The sequence below is a fragment of the Paenibacillus sp. L3-i20 genome (assembly GCF_022180385.2).
GTDB lineage: Bacteria > Bacillota > Bacilli > Paenibacillales > Paenibacillaceae > Pristimantibacillus.
Genome location: NZ_BQME02000001.1, coordinates 1,530,998 through 1,556,477 on the forward strand (window position 1 = coordinate 1,530,998; position 25,480 = coordinate 1,556,477).

General features: G+C 43.5%; 24 protein-coding genes and 1 pseudogene. All 25 read right to left on the bottom strand.

The window, feature by feature from the left end; genetic code table 11:
• Positions 1–39 precede the first annotated feature (39 nt).
• Positions 40–639, bottom strand: a complete 600-nt coding sequence (locus MFF31_RS07330) for a hypothetical protein (protein WP_238187396.1) — start codon at positions 637–639, stop codon at positions 40–42.
• A gap of 30 nt (positions 640–669) precedes the next feature.
• Positions 670–2,493, bottom strand: a complete 1,824-nt coding sequence (locus MFF31_RS07335; RefSeq protein WP_238187397.1) for a polysaccharide biosynthesis protein — start codon at positions 2,491–2,493, stop codon at positions 670–672.
• Positions 2,494–3,152: 659 nt separating this feature from the next.
• Positions 3,153–5,243, bottom strand: coding sequence for an S-layer homology domain-containing protein (locus tag MFF31_RS07340; protein ID WP_238187398.1), 2,091 nt, complete (start codon positions 5,241–5,243; stop codon positions 3,153–3,155).
• Positions 5,244–5,673: 430 nt separating this feature from the next.
• A complete protein-coding gene (locus tag MFF31_RS07345) occupies positions 5,674–5,847 on the bottom strand; it encodes a hypothetical protein (protein ID WP_238187399.1) in 174 nt (57 codons plus the stop codon).
• Entirely contained in the window at positions 5,848–6,141 is a 294-nt protein-coding gene (locus MFF31_RS07350; RefSeq protein WP_248565421.1) for a CpsB/CapC family capsule biosynthesis tyrosine phosphatase, read from the bottom strand. It abuts the gene before it with no gap.
• A gap of 791 nt (positions 6,142–6,932) precedes the next feature.
• Complete coding sequence (gene lysS / locus MFF31_RS07355; protein ID WP_375541278.1) at positions 6,933–8,456, bottom strand: lysine--tRNA ligase; 1,524 nt, start codon at positions 8,454–8,456, stop codon at positions 6,933–6,935.
• A gap of 81 nt (positions 8,457–8,537) precedes the next feature.
• Positions 8,538–9,014 carry a transcription elongation factor GreA gene (gene greA, locus MFF31_RS07360; RefSeq protein ID WP_238187402.1) on the bottom strand — a complete coding sequence of 159 codons (477 nt, stop codon included), beginning with the start codon at positions 9,012–9,014 and terminating at the stop codon, positions 8,538–8,540.
• A 408-nt stretch (positions 9,015–9,422) separates the two neighbouring features.
• Positions 9,423–9,995, bottom strand: a pseudogene (locus tag MFF31_RS07365) (tRNA-dihydrouridine synthase); the annotation flags it as partial.
• Between the two features lie 8 nt (positions 9,996–10,003).
• Positions 10,004–10,216: a helix-turn-helix domain-containing protein gene (locus tag MFF31_RS07370; protein WP_238187403.1), complete on the bottom strand. Its 213-nt coding sequence runs from the start codon at positions 10,214–10,216 to the stop codon at positions 10,004–10,006.
• Positions 10,168–10,719 carry a 2-amino-4-hydroxy-6-hydroxymethyldihydropteridine diphosphokinase gene (gene folK / locus MFF31_RS07375; RefSeq protein WP_238187404.1) on the bottom strand — a complete coding sequence of 184 codons (552 nt, stop codon included), beginning with the start codon at positions 10,717–10,719 and terminating at the stop codon, positions 10,168–10,170. Before folK ends, MFF31_RS07370 begins: the two co-directional genes overlap by 49 nt.
• The gene (gene folB, locus MFF31_RS07380; protein WP_238187405.1) at positions 10,691–11,077 is read right to left on the bottom strand and encodes a dihydroneopterin aldolase; all 387 of its coding nucleotides are present in this window, start codon (positions 11,075–11,077) and stop codon (positions 10,691–10,693) included. The genes folK and folB overlap by 29 nt, the downstream gene beginning before the upstream one ends.
• Before the next feature lie 114 nt (positions 11,078–11,191).
• Entirely contained in the window at positions 11,192–12,043 is an 852-nt protein-coding gene (gene folP / locus MFF31_RS07385) for a dihydropteroate synthase (protein WP_375541279.1), read from the bottom strand.
• 164 nt (positions 12,044–12,207) lie between these two features.
• Positions 12,208–13,113, bottom strand: coding sequence for an aminotransferase class IV (locus tag MFF31_RS07390; protein WP_238187406.1), 906 nt, complete (start codon positions 13,111–13,113; stop codon positions 12,208–12,210).
• Positions 13,113–13,691: an aminodeoxychorismate/anthranilate synthase component II gene (pabA, locus tag MFF31_RS07395; protein ID WP_238187407.1), complete on the bottom strand. Its 579-nt coding sequence runs from the start codon at positions 13,689–13,691 to the stop codon at positions 13,113–13,115. Before pabA ends, MFF31_RS07390 begins: the two co-directional genes overlap by 1 nt.
• 45 nt (positions 13,692–13,736) lie before the next feature.
• Positions 13,737–15,317, bottom strand: coding sequence for an anthranilate synthase component I family protein (locus MFF31_RS07400; protein WP_238187408.1), 1,581 nt, complete (start codon positions 15,315–15,317; stop codon positions 13,737–13,739).
• Between the two features lie 152 nt (positions 15,318–15,469).
• Positions 15,470–16,408: a cysteine synthase A gene (gene cysK, locus MFF31_RS07405; RefSeq protein WP_238187409.1), complete on the bottom strand. Its 939-nt coding sequence runs from the start codon at positions 16,406–16,408 to the stop codon at positions 15,470–15,472.
• A gap of 143 nt (positions 16,409–16,551) precedes the next feature.
• On the bottom strand, positions 16,552–17,550 hold the full coding sequence (locus MFF31_RS07410) for a peptidylprolyl isomerase (protein ID WP_238187410.1): 999 nt from the start codon (positions 17,548–17,550) through the stop codon (positions 16,552–16,554).
• An 18-nt stretch (positions 17,551–17,568) separates the two neighbouring features.
• On the bottom strand, positions 17,569–18,474 hold the full coding sequence (gene hslO, locus MFF31_RS07415; protein ID WP_238187411.1) for an Hsp33 family molecular chaperone HslO: 906 nt from the start codon (positions 18,472–18,474) through the stop codon (positions 17,569–17,571).
• Entirely contained in the window at positions 18,474–19,247 is a 774-nt protein-coding gene (locus MFF31_RS07420) for a type III pantothenate kinase (RefSeq protein ID WP_238187412.1), read from the bottom strand. The genes hslO and MFF31_RS07420 overlap by 1 nt, the downstream gene beginning before the upstream one ends.
• The gene (gene nadC / locus MFF31_RS07425) at positions 19,244–20,128 is read right to left on the bottom strand and encodes a carboxylating nicotinate-nucleotide diphosphorylase (protein ID WP_238187413.1); all 885 of its coding nucleotides are present in this window, start codon (positions 20,126–20,128) and stop codon (positions 19,244–19,246) included. The genes MFF31_RS07420 and nadC overlap by 4 nt, the downstream gene beginning before the upstream one ends.
• The gene (gene nadB / locus MFF31_RS07430; protein WP_238187414.1) at positions 20,121–21,734 is read right to left on the bottom strand and encodes an L-aspartate oxidase; all 1,614 of its coding nucleotides are present in this window, start codon (positions 21,732–21,734) and stop codon (positions 20,121–20,123) included. The genes nadC and nadB overlap by 8 nt, the downstream gene beginning before the upstream one ends.
• Before the next feature lie 49 nt (positions 21,735–21,783).
• Complete coding sequence (gene nadA / locus MFF31_RS07435) at positions 21,784–22,722, bottom strand: quinolinate synthase NadA (protein WP_238187415.1); 939 nt, start codon at positions 22,720–22,722, stop codon at positions 21,784–21,786.
• A gap of 277 nt (positions 22,723–22,999) precedes the next feature.
• Positions 23,000–23,398, bottom strand: a complete 399-nt coding sequence (locus MFF31_RS07440) for a VOC family protein (protein WP_282570434.1) — start codon at positions 23,396–23,398, stop codon at positions 23,000–23,002.
• Between the two features lie 33 nt (positions 23,399–23,431).
• Positions 23,432–24,391, bottom strand: a complete 960-nt coding sequence (locus tag MFF31_RS07445) for an ABC transporter permease (protein ID WP_238187416.1) — start codon at positions 24,389–24,391, stop codon at positions 23,432–23,434.
• 1 nt (position 24,392) lies between these two features.
• Positions 24,393–25,475, bottom strand: coding sequence for an ABC transporter permease (locus MFF31_RS07450; RefSeq protein ID WP_238187417.1), 1,083 nt, complete (start codon positions 25,473–25,475; stop codon positions 24,393–24,395).
• Positions 25,476–25,480: the final 5 nt, after the last annotated feature.

The following is a 25,480-nucleotide window of genomic DNA, read 5'->3' on the forward strand; positions in this document are numbered from 1 at the left end:
GCTTTTTATTGGGCTGCGGCAAAAATACACTGTCTAGTTTTATTTGTCCTTGGAGACTTCATCATAACTTCTACCTTGGCTTAATCCGTATTTCTTAGCAATCAAAATTAACTCATCATATTGTTCAGGAGATAACTTCTCTAAAATTAGAGCACGTGCTTCCTTCTTTTCTTCTGGGTCCAATCCGTCACCTGCAAGTGATTGTAGTGCTTTTAAATCATCAGCATTCAATTCCTTCAGAAGAACAGAAGCTAGCTGCGCCTTTTCACCAACAGTAATCTTCCCCTGAACTTCTTTAGCTTTATCTTCAGTAATTTCAGCCTTATATTCGGTTGGTGCAGGCTGCTTAGTAGATGGATTGTCTTTATTGTCCTTTTTAATCGTTATTTCAGTAGTACTGGTTGGTGTTGGTTCAGTACCTACTTCTTCACCCTCAGCAATATCCTTAGGGCTTTCGGATGGTGTTGGGACCGTTGTTTCTACTGGTCGCTCCTCTTGCGCACTTATCTCTAAACTACTTGATAAAGAGGATATAAGCTTATTCATAGCATAATTAGCTGCGAATAAGCCCCCTACTCCCAATACAAATATAATGGACACTGTCCATATTAATATTTTCTTCCATTTCTTCTTGGCCATAACTTGTTCCTCCATTCATCGAAGCCATTGTTAGGAGACATTTGAATAAAATGGAACCAGACGCTCAATGGCTGATTTGATCGTTCTTTGATCTTCGCCTATAACCTTCTCGAATCTTCTTAGTTGTAGTTCAAGCTCAGCATGATTAAGTACAATCGGACGACCTATAAAGATACGTTCATGCTGTGTTGCAGTTGTTGCCTCAGACTCAGTAAGCAGTTCCTCAAATAATTTTTCACCTTCACGCATACCGCTAAACTCGATCTTCACATCGACATCGGGCTCAAAACCCGATAAACGAATAACGTCTCTAGCAAGATCCAATATGCGAACCGGCTCACCCATATCAAGAATGAATATTTCTCCGCCCTGTGCTAATGCACCCGCTTGAATAACTAATTGAACAGCCTCTGGTATTGTCATAAAATAACGGACCATATCTGGGTGGGTAACTGTGACTGGTCCTCCTGATGCAATCTGTTCCTTGAATCGGGGTATAACACTACCACGACTTCCAAGCACATTACCGAAGCGAACGGCTACAAATTGTGTTTCACTTGTTACATTGATACTCTGTATGTACATTTCTGCGATGCGTTTTGTTGCTCCCATCACACTAGATGGATTAACTGCCTTATCAGAGGAGATCATAACGAATCGTTCCGACATATATTTATTAGCACTGTCAGCTACATTTTTTGTACCAAAAATATTGTTTTTTATCGCTTCAGAAGGATTGCGTTCCATTAGTGGAACATGTTTATGCGCTGCTGCATGAAAGACGACCTGTGGCCTAAACAAACGGAACACTTCATCTATTCGATCACGGTCTTGAATATCAGCTATAACTGTTACCAGTTTTACATTTGGAAATTTTGCTTTTAACTCCATCTCGATTGTGTAGATACTATTTTCTCCATGACCCAGTAACAATAATTTAGCAGGCTGGATAGATGCAATTTGTCTGGAAAGCTCTGAGCCTATAGAACCGCCCGCACCTGTCACTAATACAACTTTATCCTTGACGTAACCCATAACACCTTCTAAATCAATGCTCACAGGTTCTCTACCAAGCAAATCTTCAACCTCTACATTTCGTAATGTATGCAAGGCGATCGTCCCAGAGATAATATCATTAATTGCAGGAATAATCTTCACTTTCGCACCAGTAACCTTACAAATGTTAATCATATCTGTAATGTCCCCTCTACTAGAAGAGGGGATAGCGATAACTATGTCATGAATCATATGCTTTTTTACAATTTCATTAATTTCCGTTCGACTTCCTAATACAGGAAAGCCAACAACTTGCATATTTTTTTTGTAGGGATCATCATCAACAAATCCAATTAAGCAGCTTTCCTTAAACCTTTTGCTAGTTAAAATTTCTTTGGCGATTAGTGCTCCACAATCTCCAGCTCCTATAACTAGGATATTATTGCTTTGCTCCGTCTTAGCCGTTTTATTTACTCTAATTAGTCGCCATAGAAATCTTGAACCCCCCATAAAAAGGAGCATAAGTTCTAGTGATCTTGTAGCAATAGATAAAGGAACTCTCTCACCGTATAAGAGGAATATAGCTAGATATGACAGAATCATACCGACTAATATTGCTTTGATTAACTCAATAACTTCTCCAATGCTGGCATATTGCCACATTCTCTTATACATTCTGAAAAATGCTAAGCTAACACCGCAAATCACTGTAGTCAACAATGCGTAAAAATACATTTGCTTCTCGTAGAAGGGAGGGATACTTCCATCGAAACGAAATAAATAGGATATTCCAATTGCCACCCATATAATTAAAATATCAACTACTAATATTAATAGCATTCTTTGCTTATAACTCATTTCTTATTTCCCTCCACAATGGCTGCGATCTACGTATACTTCCATGATGCAATAATTATTTGTACCATAATAATAGTAATAATTTTCTTAATACACTTTAAGCTTTGCATTATTTAAAGCTTTGCCGTACGCAACATCTTTTACCATTAGTTGCATCATTTGAGCATTGTTTACTTAATTTACTATGATTTATTTGAAAGTTCATCTGCTGCAAATTCTAGCTCCGGAAATTATTGTGACACTTTATCCAATATAGCAGGTATTTTATTAATTTCTTTATATATGGCTAACATTTATATTCGTATTAATCTGGTTAATATCTAGCTGGCTGGGCTGTAGACCGAGCAAACATTAAATTCACTATAATTTTGGTGGATGTTTCATAAATCGGATCTTTAAAATACTTAAGACCATTGCTACTGTACATATTAGGACGTAGAAAGTGATAATTGCTATTCTTTTTAATCAGAAATCATTTATTTTATTAAGTCTAGTTACTTATTCACTCAAAATACCCTCCATAGAATGTGGATAGGTAAGTTTATTAGGCATTTCTGAATTTATCTCCATTATATATTAACCCATTGAATATCAATTTTATTATCAAAAAAAGTCTTCCTCCCATCCACATGAGAGGAAGACTTTGTTAAAAATAATTACTAATTAACAAATTTGATTGCGTTATGAATCATTACTGCAGCTTGTGCACGAGTTGCTTTACCGTTAGGTGTGAACTTACCTTTATCGCCTTGAACAAGTTTGTTCTCAGCTGCGAAAGCTACGCCTTCTTTAAGTGATGCGCTGATATCTTTTGCATCAGCGAATACTTTAAGTGCTGCATCCACATCTTTTACTGCTGCCGAACCCTTCACTGCACGTGAAATCATAGTAGCCATTTCAGCACGAGTAATTGTAGCTTCTGGGTCAAACTTCGTTGCAGAACGTCCGTTGATAATGCCAGCTTGAACAGCTGCTGCAACATAAGGAGCGAACCAATCTGATGCATTTACATCAGCAAACTCTTCCTTAGCGGAGTTGTTGTTCAAATCTAGAGCACCAACAAGCATTTTTGCAAACTCTGCACGAGTTACGTTATGTGATGGAGCAAATACGCCAGCGGATTTACCGTTGATTGCGCCTTTAGCTGCTACAACTTCAATTGAACGTCCCGCCCATTTTTGTACGCTGGCAATATCGCCGAATGAAACTTTATTTTCTACTACAACATAGGAGGAGAAACCTTCACGGTTTTCTACAAGCTCACCATTACGATAGTGACCACCAACGACTTCTAGTTTACCTTCAACAATTTTTGCTAGAGTCAATAGTTCTGTATCAACCTTAACATCTTTGTTAACTGGCAAGTGAAGAACAACTGGCTTGCTGAAGCTTGTTAATGCAACTCCACCTACAAGCAATTTAAAGTCATAAACGCTCGAAGCTGCTGCTACAGTACCTAGAACTGCTTTGTCAGCTGCAGATGTTTTAACGTTTAGTTCTACCGCTTTTGTGATATCTCCTCCAACAGGAAGGTCTACACCCAAACCGTTAACTTTAACATTAATAGTTCCTAGTTTCACTTTAATTGCTTCAGTGATAAGTTTCTCAGACAATCCAATTACAACTTCAGCTTCTTTTACAGCGCCAAGATCAATTGTAATAGATTGTGCTGGAAGTACTGCGCCTGTCGCATCTAGTAGAGCTTTAAGAGCAGCTTCAATACCTGCGATAGCAGACAAAGCTTTGTCTTGATCTAGATCAAGCGTAGCTACTCCATTAAGTACTTTAACTTTAGCATCGATCTTGTTGATTTTGTTGATAGCGTCTTGTGTGTTTTTAATAGCCTCAGCGATTAAAGCAGCCTTTTCTTCAGCAGTTGCTTTCTCAAGCTTAGCTTTCAATTCGCTTAGTTGTTTTTGAAGATTAACAACATCTTGAGGAACTTGAACTCCACCGCCGCCAAAACCACCATTAAATCCTGTGTTAGGACCAACTGGTTTTAGGTACTGGTATGCTGCATGAAGAGCAAGTGCTGCTTTTTTAAATACGCCTTTGTCTGCAACAGCATCATTTACTGAATTAAGTACACTTACTACATCTTCTGTGCTTACTTTGTAATGTAAGAGAACTGTTTCTAGCTTGTAAGTGCCAGTAACTGAAGCTAGAACATCTTCCATCAATTTATCTACACCATTAGGATTTGTTAATAGTGCTTGTAGCTCTGTTAAAGTCATCTTATTTATCTTAGCCAAGAAAGTATCCTGAATAGCAATGAAATAATTTGCGATATCATCAACAGTCAGATCAACTACCCCTGCAGCAGTCGCGTATGGCTGAAGAGTACTACCATATGTTAGACGAAGATCGTTTAGCTCCTCCAGAGACGGGCTATACGATAAGTTTATCGCAGCAAGGAAAAAGTTTTTTAACTCATCTTTTTTAGCTTGATCAGTCGTTATTTTGTTTACGATTGGAGCAGTAATTTCAATCTTTTTTGCATCAGGTATATCATTAAGCGCATTGCGAAGGACGATAACTTCATCAAGACCACCTACCGCTTTTAAAGCTTTGTAATACTCTTGAATTCTCGTTTCAACTGACTTATTAGGGAAAGCGCTTGCTGCATAAACAACTCCGCTTACTCCCAATTTTTCTGCAAGTCCCTTGTTGCTCAATGGAATTCCTGCGAACGCTGTTAGTGCAACGCTTGCCGCAATTGTTGATACTGCTAATTTTCTTCTTAATGTCACGTTCTTTCACCTCTATATTTAGAATAGTTACATTCATCTAATGGATGAATGGCTTGTAAAACCAATAGTTAGTTCAATGTATTGGTATGTAGATAGCCAAATCATTGAATATATCTAGCGTTTGAATATACGAGAAATGAATTGCCGCATATTAACGCTTGATCCTGTTGTAGGTGGCTGAATACCGAATATTTTACCTCCTACTACGTTACGAGCATAGTCTTGCTTACAAGCAACCCATTGTTCTCTCAATGAACGAATATGCTTTACCTAAGCAAAACTCTCTCCCCGTAACATTATGAACGTCTGATAATACGATATGGTTGCAATCTTGCTTAAGCAAATTTCAATCAGACTGCTCAACCTTTTTACCAAACCCTCAAAGAATCGAATGAGAGACTACTTGTGCAAACATTCCAAGCAAGATTAACTAGACCACTAGTCTCTCTAGGTCCTTCAATACTTCGACATTGCGTTCAGGATGGGCTATAACCAACCTGACCTTCATCATATTTAACTCATGAATAAGGTCTTCCATCGTCTTCGGAATACTTAAAGACAGCATCTCTAGCAATACATATTTCGATTCTGCTAGTGGGAGCAACTATTTTCTACTCCATTCTTCTAACAAATCGTCATGTAATCGAATCTCTTGACCCGATTCTACTAGAATTGGTATACCCTCCGCACGCAACCTCTCATTCACGAACCTAGTATGCTCCAGTACAATAGAAGCAATATTAGAATAGGTTCCATTGGCATGATGTGGTGTTGCAACTATGGTTGTAATCCCTTCAGCGCTTGCCGATCGGGCCATAGCCAAAGTATCTTCTACACTTACTGCACCATCATCTATTCCAGGTAAAATATGAGTATGGATGTCTATCAAACGGATCACACTTTCAAATGGAATATAGACGCTCAGAACCAAAAAAGCTCGAACAATTCCATTCTATCACAATTAAATGGTAAATTCATCATTTTGCTTTATGTCTCGACAAGTTGCTTATTTAAACTAGAGTATATCCCACTTTTTCCAAACTTGTAAAGTAAATTAATGTATTTTAATTTAAATGCTGAAAAACTGTTCAGCATCTGTTTATCTCATAAATACTATAGAATCTTTACAAGGAAAAAGTAAGCGCTTTGAATAACTTGTAATTTAGGGAAGAATGCAGTTGTGAATATAACCAGCAGAATACAAATCCACGTTTGAGTTTATTTAATGCTGCGAGAGTGAGGAAAAGCTCTATGACTATATAATGACGTGCAATTGAATCGGATAAGATACTTGTTTAAAAGAAGAGACGACGCCAATGCAGCAAGTTAATATATGAATAAGTCAGAATACTATTACAACGTTGACCGCTACATACAATGTCGTAGCACTTATTACTATAACGATGGCAGCTTCAGATGGACGATCCAGTTTCAATGGTCCACCTACACAACCGCAACCAGAACGTTAGAATGTACATATAGCGGTAATGTATCTAACTAATTGATGCCGACTACGCGATTTTCAAATCAATCGTAAAATCAAAAACAAACAAATCCCCGTGCTGCTATATAAAGCGGCACGGGGATTTTTGCAATCACGACATTTCGATTTATTTGTTAGGACAGAATAATAACCGCGAGCAATGGTTTGCTCTAGCTTCTTACTCTTCCCATTGTTTAATCTATTTCCTACTCACCCGACCGAAGGTCACGCATATGAGGGAAAAGCAGTACGTCACGGATCGATGGTGCATTAGTAAGCAACATGACCAAACGGTCAATCCCAATTCCAAGTCCTCCCGTAGGCGGCATACCGTATTCCAGTGCGCGAATGAAGTCATCGTCCATCTCATGAGCTTCATCATTACCTTGCTCTTTCTCTTCCATCTGTGCTTCGAAACGCTCGCGTTGATCGATCGGATCATTGAGCTCAGTAAAAGCATTCGCATGCTCACGCGTTACGATAAACAACTCGAAACGATCTGTGAACCTTGGATCTGCCTCACTCTTCTTAGCAAGAGGTGAAATCGCAACTGGATGACCTGTAACAAAAGTCGGCTGAATAAGTGTATGCTCACAACGCTCTTCGAAAAAGGCATTCAAGATATGTCCGAACGTCATATGAGGATCGACAGGAATCTTATGCTCCTTCGCAAGTGCATGAGCTTCTTCATCGCTCATCTGAACGCCAAAGTCTACGCCTGTAATTTCTTTAACAATATCGACCATGCTTACTCTTCGCCACTGCGGAGTCAAATCTACTTCATGCTCTTGATACTTAATTTTTGTTGTTCCCAATACTTCTTGTGCGATGTGCGCAATCATATTTTCTGTCAGTGCCATTATATCTTTATAGTCTGCATACGCTTCGTACAACTCAATCATCGTGAATTCAGGGTTATGACGAGTCGACATACCCTCATTCCGATAGACACGGCCGATTTCATATACTTTCTCAAGACCACCTACGATTAGGCGCTTCAAGTGAAGCTCTATTGCAATACGCATGTACAACTGCATATCCAGCGCATTATGATGCGTAATGAATGGTCGAGCAGCGGCTCCACCTGCAATCGTATGCAATGTCGGAGTTTCAACCTCTAGGTATCCTAATGAATCTAGGTAGCGACGCATGGATTGAATAATCCGCGAACGAGCGATAAAAGTCTGTTGAACGTCTGGGTTTACAATTAAATCAACGTAACGCTGACGATAACGAAGTTCTACATCTTTAAGTCCGTGATGCTTGTCCGGCAGCGGAAGCAACGACTTCGTAAGCACATCAACATCAATCGCTTTAACTGAAACTTCTCCAGTATTCGTCTTGAATACAACACCTTGAACGCCTACAATATCACCGATATCAAGTAGGTCAAAAGCAGCAAATTTATGCTCTTCAACCGTGTCTTTACGAACATATATTTGAATTCTTCCCGATAGATCTTGTATATGTGCAAATCCAGCCTTGCCCATGCCGCGTTTCTGCATAATACGTCCAGCGATGCTTACCTTAATCCCTTGTTGCTCAAGCTCTTCCTTGGTTTGACCCTCATGAGCATCCAAAATTTCTTTTGCATTATGCGAGCGTTCGAATTTCTGTCCGAACGGATCTACTCCCAGCTTACGAAGCTCATCAAGCTTGTCTCTACGAATCTGCAAGAGCTCACTAAGCTCTTGTTCATTTTGCTCCTGCCCATTGTTCTCATGATCCACTGTATTCATCTCCTTGATACTATCAATAAACGTTCAAAAAGCTTCCTGCGAGGAAGCTTTCGAAACCGTTACTAGCGTACCTTATTTTTTGATATCAATAATTTTATATTGAATAATGCCCGCAGGTACGTTTACTTCAACGACTGTGCCTTGTTTCTTACCAAGTATCGCTTTACCAACGGGACTTTCGTTCGATATTTTGTTCTGCAACGGATCAGCTTCTGCTGTTCCAACGATAGCATATTCCATCGTGTCGCCGAATTCCATATCTTCAACGGTTACAATTGATCCAATGCTTACAATATCAATATCTATGTCATCATTATTGATAATACGCGCATTCCGAAGCATCTTCTCCAGCGTAAGAACACGACCCTCGATGAAAGCTTGCTCATTTTTCGCGTCTTCATATTCAGAGTTTTCGCTAATATCGCCATAACCGATGGCCACTTTAATCCGTTCGGCCACTTCACGACGCTTAACCGACTTTAGATGCTCAAGCTCTTCTTCAAGTTTCTTCAACCCGTCCTGAGTCAGAATGATTTGCTTATCGATCATCTTTCCGATTCTCCTGTCGTGTGACTAATTTTCATACTATGTATGAATGCACTGATTCTTTATTATATTACGCATTATTATCATCATACCTACAACTAAGAGATGCAGATTGGCATCTTGCTGATGGATTATATTGCACGATTATATTGCATGGTTTACCGATTGTCAATCAAAGCCAATGCAACCATTATAACCATTTCACATTGCTCTGCAAAAAAAAAGGAATGACACAAGAAAGCGGTTGATGACGACGATTGCCTTCTAACCACTTTTGCAAATTTAGTGTAGAGCTTCTTCTGTCTTGCCGTTAGAGGACGTTGCCGGAGAAGCTGGATCCATCTCTACTTCCGCTTCAAAGGTTTCAATATAGTTTCGCAGAATAGCGACCATTCTGTCGCGACCCGGTTCTTCCATTATAATATCCCAATTAGCCTTACCGGTATACAATTGCTCACGTGTACGTCCATGGACACTTACAACTTTGCCGCCTGCACATTCTACAGCACGGGCATTCTCCACGGCATAGATGTGTTGATCATCCCAGCCGATACACATCTTGACCGTTACTGGCTCTTATCGACTGCATCTACAACAGCAGATATCATCTCGTATATTTTATTGGGATCAAGCAACCAACTTGCCTCAGCGTCGCACTTCGTTACTTTTGGCACAGGGCAACCTATATTAATATCGATTATATCTGCGTTAGTTTGCTTATCCACGATCTTAGCTGCTTCTACTAGCGATTCTCGGTCCCCCCGAAAATTGCAAGCTAAGCGGCTTATCACGCTCATCGACAAACAACATCTCAAGCGTACGTTTATTTCTGTGTAGAATTGCTTTGTCGCTTACCATCTCTGCGCACACAAGCCCTGTTCCGATTTCCTTTGCAATAAGTCAAAAAGCCGGGTTACTGCATACGCCTGCCATCGGAGCGAGAACCACTCTGTTTTTCATCTCGATGTCTCCGACTTTCAGCATGTCTCCCCCTACTCTTCCTTTATTGTCATAAGTTCTTCATAGCTAATTCCTAGTGTCTTTGCGATATGATTAAGCAGCTTAGGATCGTTTTTGCGAGTACCACGCTCTAGTGAACCTAGAACTGCGACTGAAACGCCTAGCTCCCTTGCCAGTTCTTGTTGCGTGTAACCTTTCAATTTTCGAAAGGCTCTGACGCGCTGCGCCAGTTGATTGTTTTCCATAATGTAATGCCTTCCTTTCCACCCTGAAGCGCTGCTGCAGAAATCGTTGCAACCTCCTCATGCAGAGGATGCGAGCTCGATATCACATCATGCAGAGGGACAAGCACAAACGACCGCTCCATCATACGAGGATGCGGCAGCGTCAGTTCCTCTTGATCCATTCTGACATTATCGTATAGGAGAAGATCGAGGTCAATGGTTCTCGGTCCCCAACGTTCGTGTCGAATTCTCCCGAGGCGCCCCTCAAGCTCAAGCAACGTATGAAGCAGCTTCATCGGCTCTAGAGAAGTTGTGACCGCAACTGCCATGTTCAGAAAAGGGGGCTGATCCGTATAGCCTACTGGATCTGTTTCGTAAATACCCGATACGTGCATGACGCAAATATCCGGCTCGGAATCGATGAGATTGATAGCTTCCTGCAGCAGCTCCTCACGATCGCCTATATTGGAGCCAAGAGCAATATATGCCTCAGCTTTATGCTCGTACTGGCTTGCCATCCCCATCCCGCTTTCTCCGCAGCTCTATCGTCACACCGTCGAAATGAATATCAAACGGTGGATTTGGTTTTGTCACTCTAACCGTAACTTCATTTATCATAGTATAAGCTTCCAATACACGCGATGCAATGTGCCCAGTTAACGCTTCAATCAGCTTGAAGGGCGGTCCTTCGACTATTCCTTTCGTCAGGGCGTGCAGCTCCGCATAGTTAATCGTAGCATTCAAATCATCCGTCTTAGCAGCTTGTTCTAGATCCATCAATAGATCTAAATCGACGTAAAACTTCTGTCCTAGCTTATTTTCCTCGGGAAATACCCCATGGTAACCGTAGAAGCGCATCCCTTTTACAATCATATGATCCATTATTTATCGACTCCTTAATTTCGAAAAATAGAGCTTGTGGCGTGGGTCCGCATATTGACCAACAATAAGATCCGCACAGCCAGCCACCCCTCCCGGGGCAAGGCTGGCCCGGCGTTACGCGCGATAGAGGATCGCATCCGCCATAAGGGCGGTCCGCTTAATCGCGCGGACATCGTGAACGCGCACGATTTGGCATCCGTGCGCGATTCCGAGGGTGACGGTCGCTGCCGTCCCCTCAACCAGCTCTTCTACCGGCAGGTTAAGTGTCTGCCGGATGAATCGTTTGCGCGAGGTGCCAAGAAGCACGGGATAGCCGAGCGCGGTTAGCTCTGATAGACGACCGAGCATGGCGAGGTTGTCGTCATGGGTTTTGGCGAAGCCGATGCCGGGATCAAGCCATACCCGGTCATCGGCGATGCCGGCAGCTTGGGCAATGCCGATGCTGCTTCGCAGATCGGCGAGCACATCCGGGACGAGGTCGTTATAGTCCCGGGAGTGGCGGTTATGGCTGATAATAACTGGACAGCCATACTCGGCCGCTACTGCGGCCATATCGGGGTCCCCTTTGAGACCCCAAATGTCGTTAATGATATGTGCGCCCGCTTCAAGCGCATGGCGCGCAGTTGCAGCCTTATATGTATCGATAGATAACGCTACGTGTGGAAGCGCTTCGCGAACGGCTGTAATAACAGGCAAAACGCGTTTCAGTTCCTCTTCAGGACTGACAGCCTCGTAGCCCGGTCTCGTCGACTCTCCGCCAATGTCCAATATGTCAGCGCCCGCTTCTACCATCTCATGCGCATGCTCAAGAGCACGCTCAACATTCATATATCGTCCGCCATCCGAGAAGGAATCGGGAGTTGCATTCAAAATACCCATTATGAGAGTGCGCTTCCCAAGTTCAAGCTTTACGTCATCGCCCAGTTCATAGCTTCTATCCCAAAAAGTAGGTCTATTATTCATCATCGTCCACTCCTTCATAACAGCACTACGAATCATGATTCACTGTACCGTTTACCGCTGCTTCACATCCCTAACTCTACTACTATACCCTCTGCTGCTCACATTTATCTGATAGTATTAGCTCGTTTAGATAGTATTAGCTCGTTTAACTGGTTGTATCGGCTTGTTTAACTGAGTGTATCCGCTCGATACAAAGCAAGCAGCGATCTTGTTATTTCACCCGCCTCACCACTACTAATAATGATTTGCTGGAAACTAGTGTCTGTTAGTGTCGTGATCGGCACAAGCTCCTGAATAGAGTTGGTCATCCAAATCTCATCCCCCTCTACGAGAGATTCCCACGTATACAATCCTTCTTCTGTTCTGTAGCCGGCATCAGCCGCTAGCTCGAGTACCTTCTGCCTCGTCACACCAGGCAATATTCCCGTTTCTATTGCAGGTGTGCGAATGACACCATCGCTCACGAAAAATAGATTACTGACGATACCTTCCGTCAGCCATCCCGCTTCAGACAGCATCAAGCCTTCAGCACCTGGCATCGGAGGAATATAACTCTCATCCTTCTCCTCACGCTTAGACAAACCAAGTAGCTCACGTTTAGCCAATATATTGTTCATATAATGAAGCGACTTGAAGCGGATAGAACTTTCTGGTGTATTCCGCTTCGTACGAAGCATCCTCAGCTCCCGTCCCCAGAAGAGATCAACATCTCGCACAATAGGCAGTTCTTTGACGAGCATAAACGCATTTGGGCGCTCGTAATCGCTTGAAGGCAATCCTAGTACATCTTCCCCAGCGCTCACCGTCAGGCGAATATAGCCGTCATATAGCCCATTCTCCGCAAGCAATCGCCTTGCCCAATCCTCTACTTCTTCTATACTCATCCTGAATTTAATCCCTAGCTCAGCGCAACCAAGCTGCAACCTCTCCATATGTCTCTCAATTAAATATGGACGACCTTTATACGTACGGAAAGTTTCGAACAATCCCAGACCGTACAAAAAGCCGTGATCATATACTGAGATCACAGCTTCGCTAGCTTCTACGATGGAACCATTAAACCCAACTTTCATTACAGTGTGCCCGTGCGATGACGCAAGAAGTTACGCAGCATCGATAAGCCATGATCGGTAATGATGGATTCAGGGTGGAATTGTACGCCTTCAATCGCGTATGTTTTGTGACGAAGACCCATAATTTCGCCTTCTGCCGTCTCTGCACTTATTTCTAGACAATCAGGAAGTGTTTCTCTTCGTACAATCAATGAATGATAGCGAGTTGCAGTGAACGGTGACTCCAGTCCTTCAAAAATCGATTTACCATCATGCAGTATTGGTGACGTTTTGCCATGCATCAACTTCTCCGCCCGTATTACCTCTCCGCCGAACGCTTGTCCAATCGATTGATGTCCAAGGCAGACGCCGAGAATTGGAATTTCACCCTTGAAGCGCTCAATTAGCGATAAACTGATTCCCGCTTCGTTAGGTGAACATGGTCCTGGCGAAATCAAAATATGGTCGGGTGCTAGCGCTTCAATACCAGCTAGATCAATTTCATCATTTCTTTTCACAACAATCTCTTCACCAAGCTCGCCCAAATATTGAACCAAATTGTACGTGAACGAATCATAATTATCGATTACGAGTATCATATTCCGCACCCCTTCATCCAAAGCCTATAAATAGGTCAATCTACTTCAGTTCTCCTCTGAAAAACGTTCGCTATACTGGATCGCCTTCCAAAGTGCTTTCGCCTTGCTCAGCGACTCTATATATTCCCGCTCCGGATCGGAGTCTATGACGATGCCTGCACCAGCCTGGACATGCACTTGTCCGTTCTGAACAGCCATCGTTCTAATAATTATATTAAATTCCATATCTCCATTATAGTCAATCCATCCTAAGGACCCTGTATAAGCACCTCTGCGAACAGGCTCCAGCTCCTCGATAATTTCCATCGTACGTATCTTCGGAGCGCCTGTAATAGTTCCTCCAGGGAACGTAGCTGCAATTACATCATACGCATCCCTGCCGCTAGCAAGATCGCCTTCAACTTGGGAAACAAGATGCATGACGTGTGAATAATGCTCAATAACCATAAGCTCCTTCACCTGAACAGAACCATAGGTCGCTATTCTCCCTAAGTCATTACGCTCCAAATCAACAAGCATAATATGCTCTGCCCGTTCCTTCTCGTTCGTACGCAACTCTTCAGCAAAGCGCAGATCCTCTTCCTCAGTACGACCTCTCCTCCTCGTGCCCGCAATCGGACGCGTAATTAATCGGCCATTAGACAGCTCTACAAGCAGCTCTGGGGATGCTGATACTAATTGGAAGTCTGGGCAGCGAAGAAAACCCATATATGGTGATGGATTAACTAGTCTCAGCCACTCATACATTTCTTCAGACGCACTCGATAATGTGCGAGTCTGACGCTGGGATAAATTAACCTGAAAGGCATCGCCTTGCCCAATGTAATGCTGAATTTTTCGTACCGCTTCCATATACATCTCTCTAGAAGTAGGTGACGATATGCCTTCGACTGTCTCTACATCGATGTGCAGCGAATCCTTCTCCATCAGCGACAGCCTGCTCGCCTTCAACTTATTCGCTCTCTCACGAGCTTTGTCATTCTCGAACCAGGTCAACCAATAATCGGACATTCCCTCAAGTCGAGATTGCGCCCGCTCATAAACGGATCTCAATTGTTCCTCGGAAGTATCCACATCTATAGCACTATGAACGACGCAATAAACGACAGATTTCGCATGATCGACAATCCATAGTTCATTCATTCGTAGAAATAAGAAGTCCGGTAAGCCTGTGTCATCCGAAGCAATTTCCGGCAATCGTTCAATCGTGCGAATAATGTCGTAGCTCCAGAAACCCGCACAACCGCCTAGCCACTTAGGACCATCCTTGCCATCTAGTCTAGGTCCATAGCCATCACTCATCCACGAACGAACAATCTCTAGCGGCTTACCATGCCATTTCTTACGAGATGGGGATTGTTCCTCCATTGATTGAAACGAAGTAGACTCAGCCTCCATACCCTTACCGCTTATAATACTTTCAGGATGCAAACCCAAATAGGAAAAGCGACCATCTTTTCCACTCTCAAGCACAAAAGCATAAGGAGATGCATCCTGCCACACTTCCTCCCAAGAGGTGATGCTGCCGCCCGCTTCCAACTGAAGCGGCAATTCCTTCATAAGGGGCAACGTCGTATATTTCCCTTCGGCGCGCCACCGAATCCACTCTTCCCACGCGGTGATCATCACCTTGTACCCCCGTTCATCTTACTTATTTCGCTCAGTATACAGAATCATGCAGCAAAAGAAAAGTGCCCCCCAGTCCGAAGAATGGAAGGCCCTCTCTTAACAAGCAATGAAGCTTAATTATCGTTATAAATTAGTTCCGGAAGATAAAATTAATTTTCGAAGTTAAATAGCGGCGTACTCAAGTAACGCTCACCATTACTTGGAATAATGGCGACGACACGTTTCCCTTTGCCTAGCTCTTTAGCTACTTGCAGTGCTGCACTAATCGCTGCACCAGAAGAAATACCAACTAACAGGCCTTCTTCTTTTGCTGCTCGACGTGCATATTCAAATGCTTCTTCATTCTCAACAGCAATTACACCGTCATATATTTCACGATTCAAAATATCAGGGACAAAGTTTGCACCAATACCTTGAATTTTATGTGGACCTGGGTTACCGCCAGAAAGAAGCGGAGAAGCCGCAGGCTCAACTGCATAAATTTTAATACCTTCGAAGTTAGCTTTAAGCACTTCACCAGCACCAGAAATTGTACCGCCAGTACCGATACCTGCGATAAATGCATCTAATTTGCCATCCAATGAGTTGATAGCTTCAACGATTTCGGGTCCAGTCGTTTCACGGTGAATCTTTACGTTTGCTTGGTTTTTGAACTGTTGCGGCATGAAGTATGAGGCATTTTCATTAACAAGCTCCTCAGCCTTGCGAACTGCACCGTTCATTCCTTCGGAACCTGGTGTAAGAACAAGCTCAGCACCATAAGCACGAAGCAAGTTACGACGCTCAACACTCATCGTTTCAGGCATTACAAGAATAGCCTTGTACCCTTTTGCAGCAGCTACTAGCGCAAGCCCGATGCCTGTGTTACCGCTTGTAGGTTCAACGATTGTATCGCCTGGTTTAATTAGTCCTTCTTGCTCTGCTACTTCAACCATGCTGATTGCGATGCGGTCTTTTACACTTGCACCCGGGTTTTGGTATTCAAGCTTTACATAAATCTCCGCGCTATCCTCAGGCACGAGACGGTTCAATCGAACGAGTGGAGTATCGCCAATTAGTTCAGTAACGCTTTGTACAATTTTTGCCATGAAACGGAAAGCCTCCTTATTCCGACTAAAATAGTTGGTTTTGACTAATTCCATCTTAACAATGTCTTGCTTCCGTTGTCAATAGACACTTTCTATTTCTTGTAAACTATACGCCCCAGTGTCAGAAGAAATACTACCACTCACTATTTTAAAATAGCCGCTCCATAGCGCTCTAACAGCTCATCCTCAAGCTCCCTAAGTGGCTTCGCTTGCTCAAGAGCAAGCTTCTTACGAACCGCATTGTACAAATGAACGCCTGTCGGGCCAGAATTCGTTTGTCGCCCCGCCAATTGTATAATGGCAAAACCTTCATCAAGCGCTATCGGACCTTCAATCTCTGCAATCGACATCTCATTAGCTATCTTCAGCATTACATCATTATAGAAAGGATCATCGGCATCAATCATGCCCAAATCTCCACCGTCATCTGCGGTAAACTCATCTTGTGAGTAGTCTCTTGCTAATTGCGCGAAATCTTCTCCATCAGCTAGCTTTTCCAATAGAGATTCAGCTTGAGCTTGTGTATCCGTTACAATCCATAGCAAATGTAATTGCAACTTTGGATCGAATTGCTCCGGGTGGGCTTCCATATATTCTTCTACATCGGAATCGCTAATCGAAATATTTGAAATAGCAATCTTCTCCATTAATATTCGATAGCGCATTTCACCCATCACTTGAGCCTTACTCATCCCGAGTTGATCCTTCATAGCAGCGAAATATAAATCCTCACTACCGTAGCCTTCTGCTAAGAGCGCTAGTTCACGTTCCAATTCTTCTTGTGATAAGACAATATTAGAAGCATCTACTTCGAGGTCTATTGCTAGTCTCACCATCATCTGTCTGAGAACATTATTACCGTATTGCTTGTACAGTTCGTCTGAAAGCTGGGCTCTTGTAATTGGCTTCCCATTAACTGTAGCAACGATCTGATCCCCATGTTTAGCGTTATTCCACTTATCTGCGCCTCCTTGATCCTCCACACCATCCCCTTGATGAGGTGGAGGATCAAGCTTTTCCGTTTGTTCGTTCTCTTCCTTATCCGATTGCGGCCATACCTTCGCTAGCACCATGCCTGTAAGAGCAATCATGCATACAGCTTGAAGGATGACAACCACCTTCAGCACCTCGTATCTCTTCATCGCATGGACTGCCTCCGATTATTGGATCGGCTTTGGTTTCGCTTGCTCAAGCAGCAGCTCCAGCTGTGGCCGTTTGTACGTATATTTCTCATTGCAGAAGTGGCATACCACTTCGGCTTGTCCATCTTCTTGAATAATTTGCTCTAGTTCACGCTGCCCTAGACTAATTAATGTATTTCCGACTTTTTCTTCGGAACACTGGCATTTGAATATCAGATCCATCGTATCATGTATAACTAAATCTTCGTTACCTACGACCAAACCAAGCAGACCTTCCGGCGTTTCCCCTTGCTCTAGCAGCGCTGTAACATGAGGCAATTTGGCAATCGCCTGCTCCAGCCTTGTAATCTCCTCATCCGTTAATCCTGGCATAAGCTGAACGATAAAGCCGCCTGCATGTGTAACTGAGTTGTCTGGCTCTACAAGTACACCAACCCCAACAGCAGAAGGCGTCTGCTCTGATACGGCAAAATAGTACGTAAAATCTTCACCCAGCTCGCCAGATATAATAGGAACGCTTCCTCGATAAGGTTCCTTCATTCCCAAATCCTTCGTTACATAAAGATAACCGCTTGTACCGACCGCACCTGCTACATCGAGCTTCCCTTTCTGATTGCTGCCATGATGCGCTTGCGGATGATCTACATAGCCACGCACTTCTCCATAAGAGTTGGCATCAACAAATATCGAACCAATTGGCCCATCGCCCTTTACTTGAATGGTCAACTTCTCTTGTCCCTTGAGCATAGCACCCATCATCGCTGCTACCGTTAGCGTACGGCCTAATGCTGCTGAAGCTGTCGGGAACGTATCATGCCGCTGACGGTGCTCCTCGACGAGATTCGTTGTTCGTGCTGCGAATACGCGTATTTTTCCATTCCATGCTGTTCCTCGCACAAGCACGTCCTTCAATTGCTCTTCCATTATTGCCCCTCCTGGTTGCGTTCATATATAATGCGCAGACCCTCAAGTGTTAGCAATGGATCAACCTCTTGAATAGTCTCCGATTCTGCTGCAATCAGTTCAGCGAGCCCGCCAGTCGCAATGACGCGCGGCGTTACGCTAAACTCTTTGCGAATGCGATTTACAATACCGTCAACTTGTCCCGCATAGCCGAATATAATGCCAGCCTGCATCGAAGTAACCGGATTTCGTCCTATTACGCTTTTCGGCCTTGTAAGCTCGATCCGCGGCAGCTTAGCTGCCCTTTGATACAATGCCTCAGTAGAAATGCCGATACCCGGTACAATTGCCCCGCCTAGATAGCTGCCGCTTTGGTCGATATAATCAAACGTTGTTGCCGTACCGAAATCAACAACAATTAGCGGTGCACCATACTTCTCTATACCAGCCACTGAATTAACGATTCGGTCTGCACCCACTTCTCTTGGGTTTTCATATCGAATGTTAAGTCCAGTCTTAACGCCTGGCCCAACAACTAGTGGTGCTTTGCGGACATATTTTAGACATAGTTGCTCTAGTGTTCGCATTAATGGGGGTACAACGGAAGAAATAATAACGCCTTCAATTTGATCTATGCGCACTCCCGCATAGTGAAATAAGTTGTGAATGCTTATGCCATATTCATCTACTGTTGCGGAACGATTCGTACTTAAGCGCCAATGATGTAATAGCTCCTTGCCTCGGTATATACCGAGCACAATATTCGTATTGCCGACATCGATGACAAAAATCATCCCGGCTCGCCTCCTTTCTTCTCATTCAAGTCAAGACTAATATCTAGTGCCTGGAATGAATAAGTAAGTGCTCCCACGGAAATTACATCTACGCCACAGGCTGCAATGCCATGGATCGTTTCAAGCGAAACGCCTCCCGAAGCTTCAACCAATGTATGCGGTGAACGTCCCTTTATAAGAGCAACAGCCTCTTTCATTAATGTCGTAGACATATTGTCGAGCATAATAATGTCAGCACCACAATCTAATGCTTCCTCAATTTGAGTAATTGATTCCGTTTCCACCTCGATTTTCATCGTATGGGGAATTTGTTTCCGTGATGCTGTAACAGCAGCCGTAATACTGCCTGCCCCTTTAATATGATTATCTTTAATCATAACAGCATCATAAAGACCAAATCGATGATTTGAACCTCCACCGACTCTTACAGCATACTTCTCAAGCATTCTGTGGCCTGGTGTTGTTTTGCGTGTATCCACCAGTCTTACTGGAAGTCCTTGAAGAGCTTGTACAAACGTATTCGTCTTTGTTGCAATTCCTGACAAACGCTGCATCAAATTAAGCGCTAACCGCTCGCCAGTAAGTAAGCTGCGTGTACTTCCCTCTACTTCTATAATAACCGTTCCTATAGTGACTAAATCACCATCTTGAACGAATGTCCGAAATACTAATGACGGATCAACAACGTCGAATACCAGCTTAGCAACCGGTATACCGGCAATAATGCCAGATTCCTTCATATGAATAACTGCTTTAGAATGAGAATTGGCCGGAATTGTCGTCTCCGTCGTAATATCTCCGCTCCCGATGTCCTCGGCAAGCCAGCCCTGAATTTGATTTCGCAACGCAGCGTCATATCCACCTGTCGTCCATTCAAACATCGTCTATTCGCTCCTCGGTAATTCCTTGTATCCGGTGTAACACCGTATGTTTCCTTGAACCCTCATCATCTCGTATAGGGAAGTCTTCCCGATAATGAGCGCCTCGACTCTCTTCTCTTTGCAAAGCCGACTCCGTCGTCAGCAGTGCACAAGTTAGCAAGTTCGCGAATTCAAACTCCTCGCGCTGTGTCAGGATCGTTTGGAAAAGCGGCAACTGACGCTTCAATTCCTCAAGACCTTTTCTTAATCCCATTTCGTTACGGCGCAAACCGACATAACGAACCATAACTTTCTGAAGCTTCAAGCGCCGTTCAACGACTGCCTGAATAGAAACACTGCTGCGATCCGACTCACATTCAATAGTAGGTTGCTGCTCCAATGCTGGAAGCTCATTAATACGCTTCACGATGCGTCGACCAAACACGACTGCTTCCGACAACGAATTACTCGCAAGCCTGTTCGCGCCATGCACACCTGTAGATGAGACTTCACCGCATGCAAATAGTCGCTTAATGTTCGTCTCACCGTTCAAATCGGTTTTTACGCCACCCATCATATAATGCATCGCAGGGGCTACAGGTATCCAATCTGTAGTTAGATCCAGCCCGTACCGCAAGCAATATTCATATATAGTAGGAAAACGATGTTTAACCATTTCAGGCGATTCATCTGTTATATCAATGTAGACGAAGGTAGATTTTGTCTCCTCCATCTCACTGACGATTGCCCGAGCGACCACATCACGTGGCGCAAGCTCTAACTGCTCATGGTACTTGTCCATAAAGCGCTCGCCCTTAATATTACGAAGCACCGCACCCTCCCCCCGAACTGCTTCGGAGATCAGAAATCGTGGTGCTCCCGGGTAACAAAGTGATGTTGGATGGAATTGAATGAACTCCACATCCTGTATGTAAGCACCAGCACGATAAGCCATCGCTATCCCGTCGCCGGTCGCTATTTCTGGATTTGTTGTATAACGATACAGCTGACCTGCGCCGCCAGAACATAAAATAGTTGCTTTGCCCCGCACGAATAATCGTTCGCCGCTTGGCTTTTGCACGATGACACCGCAACATTCTCCATCCTCAGTTACTAGATCGATTACGAAATGGTCATCCCATACTTCTATCTTCGGGTTGGCTACAGCATTTTCAGATAATGCTCTAACGATCTCAAAGCCAGTAGCGTCACCATTAGCATGCAAAATACGCCTTTGGCTATGTGCGCCCTCCTTGGTCAACGCAAACTCTCCGTTCTCCAAGTCGAATTGCGTTCCCATCTTAATAAGGCTTTGTACGCCACGTGGGCCTTCGTGAACGAGAACGTCAACAGCTTCATTCGAACAAAGTCCCGCCCCAGCGATTAAAGTATCTTGTCGATGGTAAGCGGGGGAGTCCTCATCAGATATTACCGCTGCAATACCACCCTGTGCATAACGAGTGTTGCTCTCTAGCAACGATTTTTTCGTAATCATTAATACAGAATTGTTTTCACTTGCCCGAATAGCGGTAAAAAGACCGGCTATGCCGGCCCCTATAACGATTACATCTTTATCTAGCACAGGAAGCTTATTTAGCTCCACATCGATTAAATATCTAGGAATCATATTTATTCCTCCAGCTCCAACTCATCTTTGGCAATAGCAGCAACGCATGCTACTTCACCAATAGCATACGCTCCAATGACAAACGGGCTTTATCCGCAATTGCAGGTGGTACATAAATCTGCGGCTGCATCGTCTCCAAACATTTTACAAGTTTCTTCAAATTGTTAACCTTCATATTAGGACATACCAAATATTTCGATGCAAACAGGAATGTCTTATTTGGGCTATCTAGGCGAAGCTGATATCCGGTGCCATCTTCCGTACCAACAATAAACTCTTGGCAGTCGGAATCTTTACAATATTTTAGAATAGCAGTCGTGCTTCCCACGAAATCACCAAGCTCCACTACTTCTGGACGGCATTCCGGATGGACAACGAATTGTGCATTCGGATATTTCGCTTTCATCTCTTCAACGTCTTTAACGGTCAACATATCATGAGTGTTGCAATAGCCTTCCCAGATGATCATTTTCTTGTCAGTGTTTTGCTGAACATAATGGCCAAGATTCTTATCGGGAACCCAGATTACCTCGTCGCCTTCCACCGAATTAACAACTTTTACCGCATTGGCAGATGTACAACAAATATCCGTCTCAGCCTTAATGTCAGCTGAGGAGTTAATATAGGTAACTACTTTGGCGTTAGGATACTGAGCCTTAAGCTTGCGCAATCCTTCCACATTAACCATATCAGCCATTGGACAACCAGCACGTTCGTCGGGAATAATAACCGTTTTATTCGGTGCCAAGATCTTTGCACTTTCGCCCATAAAGTGAACTCCGCAAAATACGATAACTTCTGCATCGGTCTCTGCAGCTTTCTGTGCAAGTAAGAAGGAATCCCCACGAAAATCTGCTACTTCCTGAATTTCATCACGCTGATAATAATGAGCAAGAATGATGGCATTACGCTCTTTCTTTAATTGCATCAGCCGTTCACGCAACTCACGGTTTTGTTCCGCCTTGCGTTCCAGTGCCAGCGCTTCCACGATAAATCCTCTCCTCTTATGAGGGATGGGACTTAAGTCCCATTCCATATTACGGCAAACTCAACTTTGTGAAATGATGCACAATCTATAAAAGTCGCTTACCTATAGTTTAAACCAAAAGGGTTTCATTCATTTGATTAAGATTTAATTTACACTTGGCAGAGTGGTCTGTCAATGGATGAATCCTCATTTTATAGAAAAGAGACCCGCCATCATAATGGCAGGCCTCTTCATGACTCGTTATTGATATTACGTCGATATTCTCTAACTTCTCACATTACGAATTTGGTAAGCTCAATTGCCAAGTTACGCCGAATGAATCAGCGACCCAGGCAAACTTTCGACTGAATGGATAAACGTCTAGAGGCATCAGAACTGAGCCACCACGACTCAACTTTTCAAAGAGATCATCAATCTCTTCTTCTGTGTCACAAGTCACGAACAGGGATATTGCTGGGGTAAACGTAAACGCATGTTTGACGCTACTATCTATACACCTATACTGTTGACCATTAAGTGAAAATGTCGCCTGAACAACAGTACCTTCAGCTCCTGGACCTTCTGGACCATATCTTTCAATGGTTAACACTTCAGAATTCCTAAAAAGCGATACATAGAAATTCATGGCTTCTTCCGCTTTCCCTTCAAACATAAAAAACGTATCAATAGTCCCCAACGATGTACCCCCCCTTATAATCACTTGTAGATACTAACGTCTTGCTGGATCGTATGGCTGTCCCAGCGCCGATGGAGCATTGCTGCGTCCTACAGCAGCTGCAAGTACGATAAGCGTCAGCACATACGGCAGCATGTAGAATACTTCGACCGGAATTTGCTTAGAGAACTCGAACAATTGTGCAAAGTTACGAATCGCTTGAGCAAATCCGAAGAAAATTGCTGCTCCCGCAAGACCAAATGGATTCCATTTACCGAAAATCAAAGCGGCAAGTGCAATGAAACCTTGTCCAGATATTGTGTTATGAGTAAAGCTGCTTGTAGTCGTAAGCGTTATTGTAGCCCCACCTAGACCTGCTAGCGCACCGCTTAGCATAACACCAATATAACGATATTTTGCTACACTAATACCGACAGTATCCGCAGAACTTGGATGTTCACCTACCGCACGAAGACGCAAACCGAAAGGCGTCTTGAACAGTACGAAAAAGCTTACGAATACAAGTATGATTGCGATAAATGTTGTTGGATAAGCACGGAACAAACCTTCTCCAATAATTGGAATTTCAGAAAGGAAAGGTATTGCTACCTTACTAAACACATACTCTAACTGACTTGTTTGCGCCGAACCATCATATAGACTGCGTGTGAAATAAATCGCCACGCCGAGTGCAAGTATGTTGATAACGACACCAACAACGGTTTGATCAGACTTAAACGTAATCGTCGCTACTGCATGCAATAACGAGAACAACACACCATACACTGCAGCGGCTAGCAACCCCATCCAAGGAGAGCCAGCACCCATTCCTGCTTGTGCAGCATAATCAGTAGCAACAGCTGCCGCGAATGCGCCTGATACCATAAGACCTTCAAGACCAATGTTAACAACACCTGAACGTTCTGAGAACATTCCGCCTAGGGCGGCAAAGATAAGCGCTGTAGCAAACACGAGCGTCGTATTAATTAATTCTCCGATTGTTTCGAAACCCATATTACGCCGCCTCCTTCCGCTTGTTAGAGCGTTTTATCATGAACGGCTTAATAATAAACTTCACGATTCCATGCGCTGCAACGAAGAAGATTACTGAACCTATAACAATTCGAACGATTTCTGATGGAACGCCTGCACCAAAGCTCATACCTGCCGAACCGTAGCCCAAACCACCAAATAGAACAGCTGCAAGGAATACGCCAATCGGTGTATTACCGCCTAGCAATGCTACTGCGATGCCATCGAACCCGTAACCCCATGATGCAGCCATTATAGTCTGATTGCCGAATACGCCAAGCACTTCGAACACGCCGCCGAGTCCAGCAAACACACCGCTGATGAACATCGATTTAATGATCGTGCGATTCACATTCATACCCGCATAAAGCGCTGCATCCGGATTATAACCAACAGCACGCAGCTCATATCCTTGTTTCGTACGCCATAGAAGGATATAGAATATAGCGACACAAGCCAATGCGATGAGCGTACCCCAGTGCATTCTTGCTTTATCGGTAATTTCAACTAGCCAATCGATATTCATAAGTGCAGATTCATGAATAGGTCTCGACTTCTGTTGACCTTCTTCAAGTAAAAACTTAGCTACAATATAATTGGCCAAATAAAGTGCGGTCCAGTTAAGCATAATAGAGGAAATAACCTCATTAACACCACGCTTCGCCTTCAAATAACCTACGATTCCAGCCCATATTCCACCGAACAACGCACCTGTAAAGATCGCAAGAGGTCCGTGAATGTACCAAGGTAATTCGAATAAAACACCAATGATTGTTGCACCAGTCATACCCATAATGAACTGACCTTCTACCCCGATATTAAATAATCCCGTCCGGAATGCGAATGCAACCGCAATACCTGTAAAAATAAGCGGGGTTATTGCACGTATCGTCTCGCCAATATCATAAGGGGTTCCAACAATTTTTTCGAATAGGGAGCTATACGCTACAATTGGGTTATACCCGCCTGCTAGCATTGCAATTGCTCCGACTAGAAGTCCCAGTATGATCGATACGAGTGGAACGAGTAGGGATGATTTGTTAAATATCTTTTTGATTGTGTCCATATCCA

Coding starts and splice junctions, on each gene's coding strand:
- MFF31_RS07400 (WP_238187408.1), bottom strand. CDS start 15,317: ATGATCACCGCGTGGGAAGAGTGGATTCGGTGGCGCGCCGAAGGGAAA.
- MFF31_RS07410 (WP_238187410.1), bottom strand. CDS start 17,550: ATGAAGAGATACGAGGTGCTGAAGGTGGTTGTCATCCTTCAAGCTGTA.
- nadB (WP_238187414.1), bottom strand. CDS start 21,734: ATGATTCCTAGATATTTAATCGATGTGGAGCTAAATAAGCTTCCTGTG.
- MFF31_RS07450 (WP_238187417.1), bottom strand. CDS start 25,475: ATGGACACAATCAAAAAGATATTTAACAAATCATCCCTACTCGTTCCA.
- MFF31_RS07445 (WP_238187416.1), bottom strand. CDS start 24,391: ATGGGTTTCGAAACAATCGGAGAATTAATTAATACGACGCTCGTGTTT.
- folP (WP_375541279.1), bottom strand. CDS start 12,043: ATGATGAATAATAGACCTACTTTTTGGGATAGAAGCTATGAACTGGGC.
- cysK (WP_238187409.1), bottom strand. CDS start 16,408: ATGGCAAAAATTGTACAAAGCGTTACTGAACTAATTGGCGATACTCCA.
- folK (WP_238187404.1), bottom strand. CDS start 10,719: ATGGGGATGGCAAGCCAGTACGAGCATAAAGCTGAGGCATATATTGCT.
- MFF31_RS07335 (WP_238187397.1), bottom strand. CDS start 2,493: ATGAGTTATAAGCAAAGAATGCTATTAATATTAGTAGTTGATATTTTA.
- nadC (WP_238187413.1), bottom strand. CDS start 20,128: ATGTTTGAATGGACGACAGGTGGATATGACGCTGCGTTGCGAAATCAA.
- greA (WP_238187402.1), bottom strand. CDS start 9,014: ATGATCGATAAGCAAATCATTCTGACTCAGGACGGGTTGAAGAAACTT.
- MFF31_RS07330 (WP_238187396.1), bottom strand. CDS start 639: ATGGCCAAGAAGAAATGGAAGAAAATATTAATATGGACAGTGTCCATT.
- folB (WP_238187405.1), bottom strand. CDS start 11,077: ATGGATCATATGATTGTAAAAGGGATGCGCTTCTACGGTTACCATGGG.
- pabA (WP_238187407.1), bottom strand. CDS start 13,691: ATGATACTCGTAATCGATAATTATGATTCGTTCACGTACAATTTGGTT.
- hslO (WP_238187411.1), bottom strand. CDS start 18,474: ATGGAAGAGCAATTGAAGGACGTGCTTGTGCGAGGAACAGCATGGAAT.
- MFF31_RS07420 (WP_238187412.1), bottom strand. CDS start 19,247: ATGATTTTTGTCATCGATGTCGGCAATACGAATATTGTGCTCGGTATA.
- MFF31_RS07370 (WP_238187403.1), bottom strand. CDS start 10,216: ATGGAAAACAATCAACTGGCGCAGCGCGTCAGAGCCTTTCGAAAATTG.
- MFF31_RS07390 (WP_238187406.1), bottom strand. CDS start 13,113: ATGAAAGTTGGGTTTAATGGTTCCATCGTAGAAGCTAGCGAAGCTGTG.